The organism is Mycolicibacterium bacteremicum (genome assembly GCF_002086115.1).
Taxonomy (GTDB): Bacteria; Actinomycetota; Actinomycetes; order Mycobacteriales; family Mycobacteriaceae; genus Mycobacterium; species Mycobacterium bacteremicum.
Genome location: NZ_MVHJ01000011.1, coordinates 25,404 through 37,732, shown reverse-complemented (window position 1 = coordinate 37,732; position 12,329 = coordinate 25,404). Strand labels below are relative to the sequence as shown.

General features: G+C 68.9%; 14 protein-coding genes. 7 read left to right on the top strand and 7 right to left on the bottom strand.

The genetic code is table 11. The features are described 5' to 3' along the window. Positions 1-6 precede the first annotated feature (6 nt). From BST17_RS14810 to BST17_RS14800, 3 genes are all read left to right on the top strand, one after another. Complete coding sequence (locus tag BST17_RS14810; RefSeq protein ID WP_083059353.1) at positions 7-921, top strand: LLM class F420-dependent oxidoreductase; 915 nt, start codon at positions 7-9, stop codon at positions 919-921. A 38-nt stretch (positions 922-959) separates the two neighbouring features. Next, positions 960-1,661, top strand: a complete 702-nt coding sequence (locus BST17_RS14805) for a GntR family transcriptional regulator (protein ID WP_083059351.1) — start codon at positions 960-962, stop codon at positions 1,659-1,661. An 83-nt stretch (positions 1,662-1,744) separates the two neighbouring features. After that, entirely contained in the window at positions 1,745-3,283 is a 1,539-nt protein-coding gene (locus BST17_RS14800; RefSeq protein ID WP_083059349.1) for an NCS1 family nucleobase:cation symporter-1, read from the top strand. 80 nt (positions 3,284-3,363) lie between these two features. Here BST17_RS14800 and BST17_RS14795 read toward each other — a convergent pair whose 3' ends face one another. After that, a complete protein-coding gene (locus tag BST17_RS14795; protein WP_083059347.1) occupies positions 3,364-4,521 on the bottom strand; it encodes a pyridoxal phosphate-dependent aminotransferase in 1,158 nt (385 codons plus the stop codon). Positions 4,522-4,536: 15 nt separating this feature from the next. Continuing rightward, positions 4,537-5,016, bottom strand: coding sequence for a MarR family winged helix-turn-helix transcriptional regulator (locus BST17_RS14790; protein WP_083059345.1), 480 nt, complete (start codon positions 5,014-5,016; stop codon positions 4,537-4,539). A 45-nt stretch (positions 5,017-5,061) separates the two neighbouring features. On the opposite strand from BST17_RS14790, the gene BST17_RS14785 reads away from it, so the two are divergent. The 4 genes from BST17_RS14785 to BST17_RS14770 all read left to right on the top strand — a co-directional run bounded on the left by BST17_RS14785 (position 5,062) and on the right by BST17_RS14770 (position 8,026). Further along, positions 5,062-5,493: a Rid family hydrolase gene (locus BST17_RS14785; RefSeq protein ID WP_083059344.1), complete on the top strand. Its 432-nt coding sequence runs from the start codon at positions 5,062-5,064 to the stop codon at positions 5,491-5,493. Then, positions 5,493-6,407 carry a zinc-binding dehydrogenase gene (locus BST17_RS14780; RefSeq protein ID WP_083059342.1) on the top strand — a complete coding sequence of 305 codons (915 nt, stop codon included), beginning with the start codon at positions 5,493-5,495 and terminating at the stop codon, positions 6,405-6,407. The genes BST17_RS14785 and BST17_RS14780 overlap by 1 nt, the downstream gene beginning before the upstream one ends. A 78-nt stretch (positions 6,408-6,485) precedes the next feature. Continuing rightward, positions 6,486-7,226 (top strand): SDR family NAD(P)-dependent oxidoreductase, encoded by a 741-nt coding sequence (locus tag BST17_RS14775; RefSeq protein ID WP_083059340.1) that lies wholly within the window; start codon positions 6,486-6,488, stop codon positions 7,224-7,226. Between the two features lie 32 nt (positions 7,227-7,258). After that, entirely contained in the window at positions 7,259-8,026 is a 768-nt protein-coding gene (locus BST17_RS14770) for a helix-turn-helix transcriptional regulator (RefSeq protein WP_165762281.1), read from the top strand. A 3-nt stretch (positions 8,027-8,029) separates the two neighbouring features. On the opposite strand, the gene BST17_RS14765 is transcribed toward BST17_RS14770, so the two are convergent. From BST17_RS14765 to ureC, 5 genes are read right to left on the bottom strand one after another with little or no spacing between them, the layout of a single operon-like run. Continuing rightward, positions 8,030-8,725: an urease accessory protein UreF gene (locus BST17_RS14765; protein ID WP_083059338.1), complete on the bottom strand. Its 696-nt coding sequence runs from the start codon at positions 8,723-8,725 to the stop codon at positions 8,030-8,032. Beyond that, positions 8,706-9,185, bottom strand: coding sequence for an urease accessory protein UreE (locus BST17_RS14760; RefSeq protein WP_083059336.1), 480 nt, complete (start codon positions 9,183-9,185; stop codon positions 8,706-8,708). Before BST17_RS14760 ends, BST17_RS14765 begins: the two co-directional genes overlap by 20 nt. Further along, positions 9,182-9,988, bottom strand: coding sequence for an urease accessory protein UreD (locus tag BST17_RS14755; RefSeq protein ID WP_083059334.1), 807 nt, complete (start codon positions 9,986-9,988; stop codon positions 9,182-9,184). The genes BST17_RS14760 and BST17_RS14755 overlap by 4 nt, the downstream gene beginning before the upstream one ends. Continuing rightward, positions 9,985-10,602, bottom strand: coding sequence for an urease accessory protein UreG (ureG, locus tag BST17_RS14750; RefSeq protein ID WP_083059332.1), 618 nt, complete (start codon positions 10,600-10,602; stop codon positions 9,985-9,987). Before ureG ends, BST17_RS14755 begins: the two co-directional genes overlap by 4 nt. A gap of 11 nt (positions 10,603-10,613) precedes the next feature. After that, a complete protein-coding gene (ureC, locus tag BST17_RS14745; protein ID WP_083059330.1) occupies positions 10,614-12,329 on the bottom strand; it encodes an urease subunit alpha in 1,716 nt (571 codons plus the stop codon).

Here is a 12,329-nt window from a genome sequence, read left to right as displayed (position 1 = left end):
CGGTGTATGCCCACCGGAATCGTGCTCGTTCCCAACCGACAATCCGCCAACCACGTCGACGACGCCATCAGCCAGGCCCGTCAGGCCCATGACGCCGGGGTCCGCCAGATCTGGCTCGCCCAGCAGTTCGACCACGACGCGATCGGCCTCGCCGGCCTGATCGGCGCCGCGGTACGCGGACTCGGTGTCGGTACCTCGGTCGTCCCGCTCAACCCGCGACACCCGCTGATCGTCGCGGCCCAGGCGCAGACGGCGCAGGCCGCCACGCACGGCAACTTCAGCCTCGGCATCGGCCTCGGCGCACACAAACCCGAGGAGGACGCGTTCGGTAGGTCGTGGCCGAATCCGGTGCGCCGGCTCCGCGAGCATCTGCAGGTGCTGCGGTCGATCTTCGACGATGGTGTGGTCGGCTTCCACGGCGACGAGTTCACCGCCGCTCCCGAGTGGCCGGTATCGGTCGCCGGTGGCACCCCGGTCCCGGTCTACGTGGCCGCCATGGGCCCGAAGGCGTTGCAGGTCACCGGCGAACTGGCCGACGGCACCCTGCCGTATCTGGCCGGTCCGCGCACCATCGGGGAGTTCATCGTGCCGACCATCAGCAAGGCCGCCGCCGACGCGGGCCGGCCCGCGCCGCGGATCATCGCGATGGTGCCCGCACTGGTCACCGACGACGTCGAGGCGGGCCGCGCGCTGGCTGCCGAAACCCTGGCCTTCTACGGCACCATCCCGTCGTATCAGAAGGTGATCGCGCGCGAGAAACTCGACTCCATCGCCGATCTGGCCGCGGTCGGTGACGCCGAGACGGTCCGCGCACACCTGCGCCGCTATCTCGATGCCGGAGCCACCGACGTCGCGCTCAGCCCGCTGGATCATTCGCTGCCGGCGCTCGCCCCGCTGTGGGAGGTGACCGCGTCGTTGTAGGCAACACGGCGGCAACATCGGCGGCCTACCGTGAACCGATGACGCCGGTGCGCCGTTCGGCACTGCTGGAGTGCCTGGTCGCCGACCGCGCCGGCACCTCGCAACAGGGCATCCTCACCGAACTGCGGCGCGCCGTGCTCGACGGTGGCGTGCCGCCGGGCTCCCCGATTCCGCTGGCCGAGGTGGCCGAGGTGTTCGGGGTCAGTCAGATCCCGATCAGGGAGGCGCTCAAGACGCTGGTGGGCGAGGGGCTGGTCGCGCACCGGCGCAACGGCGGTTACACGGTCGCGCTGCTCACCGCGCAGGAATTACGCGAGATGTACATCGTGCGTGAGACGTTGGAGACGGCCTCGCTGACCGCCGCGGTGCACAACGCGACCGACACCGACCGGGCGGCCGCCGTGCTGGCCAACCAGCGTCTCGAACAGGCGCTGCGTGACGGCGACGGCACCGCATACCACCGGGGCAGCCGACAGTTCCACACCGCGTTGACGGCGCCGTCGCGGATGCACCGGCTGTTGCACATGCTCGAAAGTGCGTGGAACGTCACCGAACCGGTGCAGTCGATGGTGCATGTCAGCCCGGTCGACCGGGCCGAGTTGCACGCCGATCACCGCGCCATGCTGGAGGCCTTCCTGGCCGGCGACGTCGACCGGCTGCTCGCGGTGTCCGAGCAGCACGCCGCACGGCTGAACTCGGTCATCGCGACGCTGCCGCGCGATACCGGCCTGCTGGCCTGACCGCGGAATATATTTGCGGCGCAACCGAGAAGATGCGTCGGCGGAAACGGCGGCGAAACAAACCGGTCGCATAGTCGGCACTTATGACCGAAACCGTTGTACCCGCACACAGCGCCCCGCCGGGAGCCGCCGGTGACATGGTCGAAGCCGCCGGTCACCCGGTCGGCGGCGGCGTCATCAAGCCCGGCTACGACCCGCGGCTGACCAATGAGGACCTGGCCCCGCTGGGCAAGCAGACCTGGTCGTCCTACAACATCTTCGCCTTCTGGATGTCCGATGTGCACAGCGTCGGTGGCTATGTCACCGCAGGCAGTCTGTTCGCGCTCGGCCTGGCCAGCTGGCAGGTGTTGGTGGCGCTGCTGGTCGGCATCACCATCGTCTACTTCTTCTGCAATCTGGTCGCCAAGCCGAGCCAGGCCACCGGGGTGCCCTACCCGGTGATCTGTCGCACCGTGTTCGGTGTGCTGGGCGCCAACATCCCGGCCATCATCCGCGGTCTGATCGCGGTGGCCTGGTACGGCATCCAGACATATCTGGCGTCTGCGGCCCTGGATGTCGTCCTGCTCAAACTGTTCCCGGCGTTGATGCCGTACGCGGTGGTCGAGGATTACGGGTTCGCCGGCCTCTCGCTGCTGGGGTGGTGCAGCTTCCTGCTGCTGTGGGTACTGCAGGCCTGCGTGTTCTGGCGCGGCATGGAATCGATCCGCAAGTTCATCGACTTCTGCGGCCCGGCAGTGTATGTCGTGATGTTCATCCTGTGCGGATACCTGATCTACAAGGCCGGCTGGGGGGCGATCGACCTGAACCTCGGCGCGGTGACGCACACCGGTTGGTCGGCCGTGCCGGTCATGCTGGGGGCCATCGCCCTGGTGGTGTCCTACTTCTCCGGGCCGATGCTGAACTTCGGCGACTTCTCCCGCTACGGCAAGTCCTTCGCGGCGGTGAAGAAGGGCAACTTCCTGGGCCTGCCGGTGAACTTCCTGGTGTTCTCGGTGCTGGTGGTCGTCACCGCGTCGCTGACGCTGCCGGTGTTCGGCGAACTGCTGACCGACCCGGTGGAAACGGTGGCCCGTATCGACAGCACCTTCGCGATCGTGCTGGGCGCGTTGACGTTCACCATCGCCACCATCGGTATCAACATCGTCGCCAACTTCATCTCGCCGGCATTCGACTTCTCCAATGTGAGCCCGCAGCGCATCAGTTGGCGGGCCGGCGGCATGATCGCCGCGGTCGGCTCGGTGTTGATCACGCCGTGGAATCTGTACGCCAACCCCGAGGTCATCCACTACACCCTGGAAACACTCGGCGCGTTCATCGGCCCGCTGTTCGGGGTGCTGATCGCCGACTACTACCTGGTGCGCAGGCAGAAGGTGGTCGTCGACGATCTGTTCACCATGGAGTCCACCGGAAAGTACTGGTACACCAAGGGTTACAACCGGGTCGCGGTGCTGGCCACGGTGCTGGGTGCGGTACTGGCGGTCATCCCGGTCCTGCTGGGCGGCAGCGTCGCCGGGATGGCCACCGCGGCCCAGTACAGCTGGTTCATCGGCTGCGGCGTCGGCTTCGCGGTGTACTACCTGCTGGGCACCCGGGACAAGCTGGTCGCGAACTCGCTCACCTGAACCTCCCCGAGTGAGACGTTGTTGCGCTGTCCGGCAAGGATTTCACGCAACAACGTCTCATTCGCGGCATCCGGCGGGTGTCAGGATGCCCTGAGCACCCCGAGGCGTCGGATCGCCTCATCCAAGGTGTCGTCGCGCTTGCAGAACGCGAACCGCACCAGGTGATTCCAACCGTTGTCACCGCTCGTGAACGCGGACATCGGGATGGCCGCCACCCCGGCCTTGTGCGGCAGCTCGGCGCAGAACGCGGTGCTGTCGGTGTATCCGAGCGGACGCGGATCGGCACACAGGAAGTAGGTGCCCGCACTGTCGTGCACCTCGAAGCCGAGGTCGGTCAGCGCGGCACCGAGGCGGTTCCGCTTGCCCTCCAGGTCGGCCCGCAGACCGGCCACCCAGTCGTCCTCGTGGTCCAGCGCGTAGGCGATGGCCGGCTGGAACGGCGCCCCGCCGACGTACGTCAGATACTGCTTGGCGGCCCGCACCCCGGCGATCAGGTCCGGTGCCGCGCACGCCCAGCCGATCTTCCAGCCGGTGGCATTGAACATCTTGGCCGCGCTCGAGATCGTCACCGTCCGGCCGGCCATGCCCGGATAGCCCGCCAGCGGACGGTGTTCGACGCCGAAGACCAGCGTCTCGTAGACCTCATCGGTGATGACCAGCAGATCGTGTTCGGCCGCCAGTGCGGCGACCGCGGCCAATTCGGCGTTGCTGAGCACCATGCCCGTCGGATTGTGCGGGGAGTTCAGCAGCAGCGCGCGGGTGCGCGGGGTGACCGCGGCGCGCAGCGCCTCGACGTCGAGGGCGAAGCCCCGCCCGGCGGGTACCAGCGGGACGGTGACCCGGTGGCAGCCGGCCATCGCGATGACAGGGGAATAGGAGTCGTAGAACGGCTCGATGACGAGGACCTCGGAGCCGGGCTCCACCAGACCGAGCAGGGCGGCCGCGATCGCCTCGGTGGCGCCGACGGTCACCAGCACCTCGGTGTCCGGGTCGTACTCGATGCCATACCGGCGCCGGCGCTGCGCGGCGATCGCCGTCCGCAGGGCCGGGATACCGAGCCCGGGCGGGTACTGGTTGATCCCGTCGGCGATGGCGTCCTGGGCGACCTTCAGCATGCCGGCCGGCCCGTCCTCGTCGGGGAAACCCTGCCCGAGGTTCACGGCGCCGATCTTGGCGGCCAGCGCCGACATCTCCGCGAAGATCGTCACCGCGTAGGGCTGTAGCCGGGAGACGGTCATATTCGGTGAGCCTACTCAGCCGTGCTGGCCCTTGAAACCCGGTGACACCACCCGCAGCTTGGCGGCGATCCGGGTGAGCGCCGCGAGATCGCCGGCGGTCAGTGGATCGAGGACCAACTCGCGCACCGCGCGCACGTGGATCGGCGCCGCCTCGACCACCAGTCGGTAGCCGGGTTCGGTGAGGGTCGCCAGCGTGTACCGGCCGTCCTCGGGATCGGGGGAGCGGGTCACCCAGCCGCGCTGCTCGAATCGCTTGACCACGTTGGACAGTCGTGACAGCGAGCCGTTAGCCAGGAAGGCCAACTCGCTCATCCGGATCCGGCGGTCCGGGGCGTCGGAGATGTGGCTGAGCGTGAGGTACTCGAACAGCGTGAGGTCCACCTGGCGCAGCGGGGCCTCCAGCTTCCCCGGCAGCAGCAGCATCAGCGAGACCAGACCGGTCCAGGCATCCTTCTCATCCTGGTTCAGCCACGGGGTGTCATCGGTGCGCGCCATCCCGATGACTTTACGCGTGAAGTCATCGCGTGTACGTTTGACTTCATGCGTGAAGTCAAAAACTCGAAAGTCCAGTTCTTTGCCACCCCGGGCTGGGGCGAAACGGCCCTGGCGGAACGGCACTATCACCAGGCGGTCCGTATCGGCGACCGCGTCGAGATCTCCGGTCAGGGTGGTTGGGATGACGACCTGAACTTCCCCGAGACACTCGAGGCCGAGATCGACCGGGCCTTCGACAACGTCGGGGCGGTCCTCGCGGCGGCCGGCGCCGCGTGGGGTGATGTGGTGCACGTGAACACCTATCACGTGCTGGCGCCACCCACCGAGGACTTCGACGCCCACAACGCCATCGTGATCGACCAGATGCGCAGGCGGATGCCCGACCGCGCCCCCATCTGGACCGAAACCGGCGTCACGGCACTCGGGGCGCCGCAGATGCGCTTCGAGATCCGGGTCACCGCGGTGGTCGAGAACTGATGCGCGCCATCGTCTTCGACCCGGACGCACGAAACAACTTCGCGCACGCCGAGGTGGCTGACCCGGTATCGTCGGCGCCCGACGAGCTGCTGATCGAGGTCAAGGCGATCTCGCTGAACTTCGGCGAGGTCAAGTACGGCGACAACGCCGAGCACCCCGGCGACATCCCCGGCTGGGACAGTGCCGGGATCGTCGTGACTGCGGCGGCCGACGGGTCCGGCCCGCCGGTGGGCACCCGGGTGGCCGGTGCGGCCTGGTCGCAGGGCTGGGCGCAGCGCCGGGTACTCGCAGCGGACAACGTTGCGGTGATACCGGATTCGCTCGATTTCGAGACAGCGGCCGCCCTACCGGTCGTGGGGGTCACCGCCGTGCAGATCATCCGCAGGCTGGGCCCGGTGCTCGGCAAGCGGGTGCTGATCACCGGGGCGTCCGGCGGCGTGGGCCGGGTGGCGGTGCAGCTGGCGGCCCGCGCCGGTGCGCACGTGGTCGCCGTGGTCGGCAGCCCGCAGCGCGGCGCCGGATTGCGCGAGCTCGGCGCCGAGGAGGTCGTCGTCGGTCTCGATGGCGTCGCGCCGGTGCACGGTGTGCTCGAACACGTCGGCGGCACAATGCTTTCCGATGCATACGCGCTTCTCGAGGATGGCGGCACGGTGATCTCGGTCGGCGCGGCCTCCGGCGAGCCGTCGGTCATCGACTTCGAGGCGGCGCGGATGGCCAGGAAGAACAACGGCATCGAGTCCTTCATGACGACCTGGCCGGTGGGTGCGGACTTGCAATACGTCCTCGATCTGGCCGGCCGTTCGGAGTTGGATGCCCAGGTGGGTTACCGCGATTCCTGGGACAATCTCGACGCCGCGATCGACGCCCTGCTCGGCAGGCGGGTGGCGGGCAAGGCGGCGCTGACGGTCGGCTGAGCAGCGGCCCTTTATTCCCCGGCGGAGGGGTACATGTTCTGACTCCCTGTCCCCGGCGCCGCGCGCTGTGATGGGTACATGACCACAACTGAGAACCCGATCGTCCTGGTGACCGGCGCGAACGCCGGCATCGGTTTCCATCTCGCACAACAGCTGTCCGGAGCGGGTGCCCGGGTGCTGCTGGCGGCCCGCAACCCGGAGCGCGGGCACGCGGCGGCCGAGAAGCTGGCAGCCGACGGACTCGATGTCGAGGTGCTGGCCCTCGACGTCACCGACGACCGCACCATCACCGCCGCGGCCGAGCATGTCACCCGGACCCATGGCCGACTCGACATCCTGATCAACAATGCCGCAATCGTCGGCGACGGCCTGCCCGCCTCCCAGGTGAGCCGCGCGGCGATCCTGCAGACCATCGACACCAACGTCGCCGGCGTGTCTGCCGTCATCAACGCCTTCCTGCCGGTGCTACGAGCATCCGGGCGGGCCCGCATCCTGAATGTCTCCAGTGAGCTCGGATCGGCCCGGCTGGTCAGCGATCCGGACTGGCCGCACAGTGATGTGGCGGCGGCCGCGTACCAGGCGTCCAAGAGCGCCCTGGACATGCTGACGGTGCTCTACGCCAAAGAGCTCGCCCGGGAGGACATCTCGGTGCTCTCGGTGAGTCCGGGATACCGCTCCACCGGTCTGAACAACGGCCAACCGATGGAGGGTGCCGGCGATCCGGCCGAGGGCGCGGCCGGCATCGTCGCGATCGCGCTGGCCGAACGATCCCGGACGGGTCAGTTCCTCAGCGACCAGGGGGAGCTCGTGCCGTGGTGATGGCGACCCGGCCGCCGTGTCACCATCGACGAATGGACGGACAGGCGGCCGGCGACTTCCTGCGCGCGATCCGGGAGAACCGCGACCCGGCGGCGTTCGGGTTCACCGTGACGGGTCGGCGCACCAGTGGACTGCGACGCTCGGAGGTCGCCACGCTGGCGCACATCTCCGTCGAGCACTACACCAACCTGGAACGTGCCCGCGGCAGCGGCCCCTCCGAACAGGTGCTCGACGCGGTGGCCGGTGCCCTGCGCCTGGACGCCGACGAACGCAGGCATCTGTTCCAGCTCGTCGGGCGCAACGTGCCCTGGGGTGAGTCGCCGAGCACCGAACTGAGTCCCAGCGTCGCCGAACTCATCACCGGACTGGGCGCCACCGCCGCCATGGTGCTCAGCGCGCGCTTCGACATCCTCGCCTGGAACGCCGCGGCCGCGGATCTGATGGAGGATTTCGGCGCCCTCCCGCCCACCGATCGCAATATCGCCCGCCGCCACTTCCTCTCGGAGAAGGGCCATTACGGGATGAGCGAGGCCGAGGAGTTCTCCCGGATGGTGGCGGGCCAACTGCGCGCCACCGCCGCCCGGTATCCGCGGGACCACCTGACCCGGCAACTCATCGACGTGCTACGGAGTCGCAGCCCGGATTTCGCCGCGTTGTGGTCCGATGCCACCGTGGTCAACACCACGCACATGATCAAGCGGCTCGACCACCCGCAGCGGGGTCATCTCACGCTGTCGTGTGACGCGCTGATGGATCCGCACCGGGACCAGACCATCGTGATGTTCTCGGTCATCGACTGATCCTCAGGTCGCGAACAATCGCGCCGTCCGTTCCTCGTGCCGCATACCGCTGATCTCCAGCGCGGGGGACAGGCTGCTCAACTCCGACAGCGGACGGCGGCAGGCCGCGTCGGCCCATTCGGTCACCGCATCGGCATTGCGCAGCTGGATGCGCTGACTCTGCAGCGGCCCGAGCCTGCCGAGGCGGACCGCCGCGCTGAGCATCGAGGCCATCATCGACCGCAGCACACCCAGCACCGCCACCTGCCGCGGCACGGCCAGTACCGCCTGCACCACGCCGTCCACCACGGCGGCATGCCCCGGGGTCGCGGAGTCCAGCACGGCATGCAGATAGCGGTGCTGCCCGCCGATCCCGATATCGCAGGCCGTGGCGGCCAACTGCCTGCCCGCCGACACCGACGCCGTCCGCGCGTTGCCGAAAAGCTTGTAGGTGGCGGTCAGCTCATCCAGGGCGGTCAGCGCGGCCAGATCGGTGGCGGCCCAGGCATGTGCGGTGATGGTGGCGTCCAATGTCGCGAAACCGTGCCGCAGATGGCCGCACACCGCCGCCTCGATTTCCGCGGAGTCGGCATCCGGCCTATTCGACAACCATTCCTCCAGTCCGTGACTGTGCACCATCCGGCCGGCCGGGAAGGCGCTGTCGTGCAGCTGCAGCCACAGCGCAAGCGCGGTGGCGGATTCAGTGGTGATGGCCGGCATGGTCATCCGCGGAGGTCCGTGCCCAGCCGTGCCCGGCCAGGGCCATCTCGATCACCTCGCCCACCACCCCGATCCCGGCGAGCATCTCGCGGGCGGCGTCGGCACTGGTGAACAGCGGGACGGTCACGGCGTCCTCATCGACATCGACCGGTGCGTGCTGATTGCCCAGCAGGTGTCCGAGCAGCAGCATGGCGCGCGCGGAATTGTCGGCGAAGCGGACCCGGATGGCCGGTTCGGCGGGCCGGCGGACCACCACGACATCACCACCGTCGTCGGCGATCACCGCCCCATGGCGCAGAAAGGCACCGCGGGGCAACATGATTCGCACCTCGATTCCGGTATCGGCGGTCACCAGCTGGCGGTGCTTACCCGCATCGCCCCACCCGATGTCCACGTGATGGCGCCGCCGGTCGGCGAACACCGGGTCATCGACGGATCCGAGGACGGTATCGGCTATCACGAGGCGCTCCTTTGCTTCGGTGGGATCGGCAGCGCGGTGCGCGCCGCGGTGTGGACGGCCCGCTGGACGGCGTCCAGCGCCGGTGCGTCACCGGCCAGCAACCGCACGAAAACCCCGGCGCCGAACGGGAGTTCGCCGGCCCCGCCGTCGATGTCTCGGTGCCCGGTCAGCGCCACGCGGACAGCGGTCAGCACGGCGGCGACATCCTGGCCGGGGGCGACGATCAGCGCGGTGGCCAGGTAGTCGGCGGCGACGCCGGCGCCCGCGGTGATGAGCTGACGGTCGCGCGCCACCGTCCGGCCCGCCACCCGCACGGTGAACGAACTGTCGACCGCGGCGTAGCGGAACCGTTCGCCGTGCGCGATCCGGCCCGCCGCGATGGCATCCCAGCCGAAATACATCCCGCCCGGCGCGACGTCCACCGCGAGGTCCTGGGTGAAGGCCGAATCAGCCTGCGGGATGATCGTTTTGGGTCGGTATTCCAGCACCGCCGCGGACTGCACGCCGAACCGCAGCCGGTGCCGGGCCCCCGGCCCGCCGCCGGCGAACACCTGGGTGGCGGCCTGACTGGTCAGCTGCAGGTGGGTGCCGTCCGCGCACTGCACGCTGGTGTGCAGATCGTCATCGGAGAAGGTGCCGCCGCTGGGGCTCTGCACACACAATGTCGCCGCGCGCGGATAGGCGGCATCGGCGTGCAACGCCATCGTCACCCGCTGCGGGTACCGCTGCCGCAACCCGGCGACCCGGGTCGTGCCCGTGGCGTCGGCCACGGTGCGCAGGCTCAGCTCACCGGGTGCGATCACGTGCGGGCCGTGAGCATGACACCGCGCAGCAGCTCCTCGGTCAGGGCGTCCAGGCCGGCGCCCGACCGCAGATCGGTGAACAGCGTCGGTTTGACCGGCCGGGCCACCGCGCAGTCGCGACGCATCCGTTCCAGGTCCGCGCCCACCAGATCGGCCAGGTCGATCTTGTTGACCACCAGCAGATCCGCCTGCAGCAGACCGATGCCCTTCTTGCGGGGGATGTCGTCACCGCCGGCGGTGTCGATGACGAAGATCCAGTAGTCGACCAGATCGGAGGTGAATGTCGCGGCCAGGTTGTCCCCACCGGATTCGATCAGGATCAGGTCCAGATCGTCGAACTCGGCGGCCAGCCGGCGCGCGGCGGCCAGGTTGGCCGACGGATCCTCGCGGATCGCGGTGTGCGGGCAGGCACCGGTCTCCACGGCCAGCACCCGGGCCGGGTCGATGACCCCGCTGCGCCGCACCCGCTGGGCGTCCTCGTCGGTGACCAGGTCGTTGGTGATCACCGCGACCCCGAGGCCGCGTCGGATCAGTTGCGGCACCAGCGTTTCCACCAGGCGGGTCTTCCCCGAACCGACCGGACCGCCGATGCCGATGCGGAGCACCTCACTCATCGTCTTCCTCCCTATTTCAGCGTGTAGCGGCGGCCCAGCGGCACCGACGTCATCGGCACGCTCTGGCACAGTTGCCCGTCCACGATCACCCGGTAGGTGTCGGGCTCGATCCGGATATCGGGCAGGTAGTCGTTGTGCAGCAGGTCGGCCTTGGTGAGCGCCCGGGAGCCGCGGCAGGCGACCAGCGGGGTCTGCAACCCGAGCCGCGCACCGAGACCGGCGTCGACCGCCGCGGCGGCCACGAAGTTCACCGACACATCGCTGGGGGTCTGTCCGAATGCCGCCCACTGCGGCCGATACTTCAGCGGTTCGCACGTCATCAGCGAGGCGTTGGCCTCACCCATCACCGACCAGGCCGGGAAGCCGCCCTTGAACACCACCTCGGGCCGGATGCCGAAGAACTTCGGTTCCCACAGCACGATATCGGCGAGCTTGCCCGGTTCCAGTGAGCCGACCTCGTGATCGATCCCGAACAGCCGGGCGGGGTTGATGGTCAACTTGGCGATGTACCGCAGGATCCGGGCGTTGTCGGCGCCGGTGCCCTCGTCGGCGGGCAGCGCGCCGCGGGTGGCCCGCATATGGGAGGCCAATTGCCAGGTGCGCGCAATGGTCTCGCCGATCCGGCCCATGCCCTGGGAATCGGACCCCATCGCCGAGATGGCCCCGAGGTCGTGCAGCACATCCTCGGCGGCGATGGTCTCGCGCCGGATCCGGGATTCGGCGAACGCCACATCCTCGGGGATGCGCGGGTTCAGGTGGTGGCACACCATCACCATGTCGAGGTGCTCGTCGAAGGTGTTCAGCGTGTACGGGTTCGTCGGGTTCGTCGAGGACGGCAGGCAGTACGGTTCACCCACCACCTGCATGATGTCGGGCGCGTGACCACCGCCGGCACCCTCGGCGTGGTAGGTGTGGATGGCCCGGCCGCCGATCGCGGCCATGGTGTCCTCATAGAACCCGGACTCGTTGAGGGTGTCGGTGTGGATCTGCACCTGGAGGTCCAGTTCATCACCGGCGTCCAGGGAGGCCCGGATCGCGGCCGGGGTGGCACCCCAGTCCTCGTGGATCTTGTAGCCGATCGCGCCGGCCAGCCCCTGCTCGATCAGCGGTGCGGTGCTCGAGGCGCTGCCGTTGCCGATGAAGCCGAAGTTCATCGGGAAGGCCTCGGCGGCCCGCAGCATGCGGGCCAGGTTGGTCGGCCCCGATGAGGTGATACCGACCGTGACCGGGCCCAGCCCACCGCCGATCATCGTGGTGATACCGCTGGAGATGGCCTCCTCGACCAGGCCGGCGCTGTCGAAGTGCACATGCACGTCGATGGCGCCCGCGGTGGCGATCATGCCCTCCCCGGAGCGGATGTCGGTGCCCGCCCCGATGATCAGCTCCGGGTCCACCCCGTCCATGGTGCGCGGGTTGCCGGCCTTGCCGATACCGACGATCCGGCCGTCGCGGATCCCGATGTCGGCCTTACGTATTCCCAGCACCGCGTCAATGATCAGCGCGTTGGTGATGACGAAGTCGAGCGCACCGTCGGCGTGGGTCACATCGCCGTGCACCGCCATGCCCTCGCGCATGGTCTTACCGCCGCCGAACACGGCCTCGTCGCCGTAGACCGTTGCGTCGGCCTCGACGCGGGCCAGCAGTTCGGTGTCGGCCAGGCGCACCCGGTCCCCGGTTGTCGGCCCGTAGAGCTCGGCGTAGCGGGCCCGGCTGATGCGGTAGACCAT

Bases quoted from the DNA above. Each gene is read 5' to 3' on its own strand.
- BST17_RS14800 (WP_083059349.1), top strand. From the start codon at position 1,745: ATGACCGAAACCGTTGTACCCGCACACAGCGCCCCGCCGGGAGCCGCC.
- BST17_RS14810 (WP_083059353.1), top strand. From the start codon at position 7: ATGCCCACCGGAATCGTGCTCGTTCCCAACCGACAATCCGCCAACCAC.
- BST17_RS14770 (WP_165762281.1), top strand. From the start codon at position 7,259: ATGGACGGACAGGCGGCCGGCGACTTCCTGCGCGCGATCCGGGAGAAC.
- BST17_RS14805 (WP_083059351.1), top strand. From the start codon at position 960: ATGACGCCGGTGCGCCGTTCGGCACTGCTGGAGTGCCTGGTCGCCGAC.
- BST17_RS14780 (WP_083059342.1), top strand. From the start codon at position 5,493: ATGCGCGCCATCGTCTTCGACCCGGACGCACGAAACAACTTCGCGCAC.
- ureG (WP_083059332.1), bottom strand. From the start codon at position 10,602: ATGAGTGAGGTGCTCCGCATCGGCATCGGCGGTCCGGTCGGTTCGGGG.
- BST17_RS14765 (WP_083059338.1), bottom strand. From the start codon at position 8,725: ATGCCGGCCATCACCACTGAATCCGCCACCGCGCTTGCGCTGTGGCTG.
- ureC (WP_083059330.1), bottom strand. From the start codon at position 12,329: ATGGTCTACCGCATCAGCCGGGCCCGCTACGCCGAGCTCTACGGGCCG.
- BST17_RS14785 (WP_083059344.1), top strand. From the start codon at position 5,062: ATGCGTGAAGTCAAAAACTCGAAAGTCCAGTTCTTTGCCACCCCGGGC.
- BST17_RS14775 (WP_083059340.1), top strand. From the start codon at position 6,486: ATGACCACAACTGAGAACCCGATCGTCCTGGTGACCGGCGCGAACGCC.
- BST17_RS14790 (WP_083059345.1), bottom strand. From the start codon at position 5,016: ATGGCGCGCACCGATGACACCCCGTGGCTGAACCAGGATGAGAAGGAT.
- BST17_RS14795 (WP_083059347.1), bottom strand. From the start codon at position 4,521: ATGACCGTCTCCCGGCTACAGCCCTACGCGGTGACGATCTTCGCGGAG.